Source organism: Peribacillus sp. NPDC058002, from assembly GCF_042886655.1.
Lineage (GTDB): Bacteria > Bacillota > Bacilli > Bacillales > DSM-1321 > Peribacillus > Peribacillus aracenensis.
The window spans coordinates 1-2033 of the sequence record NZ_JBHVQU010000433.1 but is presented as its reverse complement, the minus strand read 5'-3'; the positions used below and the strand labels follow the sequence as shown (position 1 = coordinate 2033).

Here is a 2033-nt window from a genome sequence, read left to right as displayed (position 1 = left end):
GGAATATCTTAAGCTTTCTGTCGAAGATCATGTGGCTTTTATAACGATTGATCATGCACCTGCAAATGCGCTTTCTTCTGCTATCATCGGAGAGCTTTCACAGGCCTTCGATCAAATTGAGAAAGACGAGGCCGTACGGGTTGTCCTTCTTCATGGTGAAGGAAGATTCTTCTCTGCAGGAGCAGACATTAAAGAGTTTACGGAAGTGGAGAACGGGAAAGCTTTCGAGAAGCTGACCAAGAATGGTCAATCTGTATTTGAGAAAATCGAATCTTTTCCAAAACCGGTCATTGCAGCCATCCATGGAGCAGCGCTTGGCGGAGGATTGGAGCTGGCCATGGCCTGTCACATCCGATTGGTCACTGAAAGGGCTAAACTTGGTTTGCCTGAGCTGCAGTTGGGCTTAATCCCTGGATTTGCCGGGACCCAACGTCTTCCTCGTTATGTAGGCATGGCAAAGGCTGCTGAAATGCTGTTTACAAGTGAACCGATATCGGGTACGCAAGCTGTGCAAAGCGGATTGGCGAATCATGCCTTCACGGATGAAGAACTGATTCCAAAAGCAAAGGAACTAGCCAATAAAATTGCCAAGAAAAGCCCGCTGGCTTTAAAGTCGGCCATTGAGTTATTAAATTATTCTAAGCATGATTCCTATCATAAAGGTGTGGAAAGGGAAGCTGCCCTCTTTGGCCAGGCTTTCGATACCGCTGATGCACAAGAAGGAATCAGCGCTTTCATTGAAAAAAGGGAAGCTGTATTCAAAGGGAAATGATGATTTTGGTATAAATAACTATTTTTATATATTATGCAGGATTTTGATGAAATCTGTAGAACAATACTATATATCAATAAAATTCATAATCTTCAAAACTCAAATCATTCGGGAGGTATTATCGTGAACATTTATGTACTGCTGAAAAGAACATTTGATACAGAAGAAAAAATTACTCTATCCAACGGGAAAATTAATGAGGATGGAGCAGAATTCATCATTAATCCATACGACGAGTATGCGGTTGAAGAAGCAATCCAGGTACGTGATGCACAAGGCGGCGAAGTAACGGTTATTTCTGTCGGAACCGAAGAGGCTGAAAAGCAATTACGTACAGCGCTGGCAATGGGTGCTGACAAAGCCGTATTGATAAATATAGAAGACGACATAGAAAATGGCGACCAATTCACGACTGCCAAAATTATAGGTGAATACTTAAAAGGTAAAAATGCCGATTTAATCATTGCAGGAAACGTAGCAATCGATGGCGGTTCTGGTCAAGTGGGGCCACGCGTTGCCGAAATTTTAGAAATTCCTTATATTACAACCATTACTAAACTGGACATAGCAAATGGAAATGTAAGCGTTATCCGTGATGTCGAAGGGGATTCTGAAACGATCGAAGCATCCCTTCCATTGTTGGTGACAGCTCAACAAGGGCTTAATGAGCCGCGTTACCCTTCATTGCCAGGAATCATGAAAGCGAAGAAAAAACCGCTTGAAGAATTGGAATTGGATGACCTGGATTTGGAAGAAGAAGATGTTGAGGCAAAAACAAAAACGATTGAAATTTACCTTCCTGCTAAAAAAGAAGCTGGAAAAGTATTGGACGGAGAAATCAGTGTTCAAGTTAGCGAACTTGTTCAATTATTACGCAGTGAAGCAAAAGTGATTTGATCTTAAACGGTACTTTTCAAAACAACACACACGACAAAAAAGAAAAATAGAGCACAGGAGGTTTTTATAAATGGCTAGAAAGTTTCTTGTATTGGGCGAAGTTCGTGACGGTTCACTAAGAAATGTATCATTTGAAGCTATCGGTGCGGCTAAACTTGCTGCAGATGGCGGGGAAATCGTAGGTGTTTTAGTTGGTGACAGTGTTCAAAACTTCGGGAATGAATTGATCCAGTATGGCGCGGACCGGGTTGTGGCAGTGGAAAATGACCAATTGAAACAATATACTTCAGATGGATATGCACAAAGCTTGCTTGCCGTCATTGAGCAGGAAAAGCCAGAAGGAATTTTCTTTGGACATACGGCC

2 protein-coding genes and 1 pseudogene are annotated in these 2033 nt (G+C 42.1%); all 3 read left to right on the top strand.

From position 1 onward, the window contains the following. Positions 1-772, top strand: a 772-nt coding sequence (locus tag ACFVSH_RS25995) for an enoyl-CoA hydratase (protein WP_387708673.1), incomplete at its 5' end; no start/stop codon positions are given. A gap of 123 nt (positions 773-895) precedes the next feature. After that, the gene (locus tag ACFVSH_RS25990) at positions 896-1669 is read left to right on the top strand and encodes an electron transfer flavoprotein subunit beta/FixA family protein (protein ID WP_387708671.1); all 774 of its coding nucleotides are present in this window, start codon (positions 896-898) and stop codon (positions 1667-1669) included. A 70-nt stretch (positions 1670-1739) separates the two neighbouring features. Beyond that, a pseudogene (locus tag ACFVSH_RS25985) lies at positions 1740-2033 on the top strand (electron transfer flavoprotein subunit alpha/FixB family protein); the annotation flags it as partial.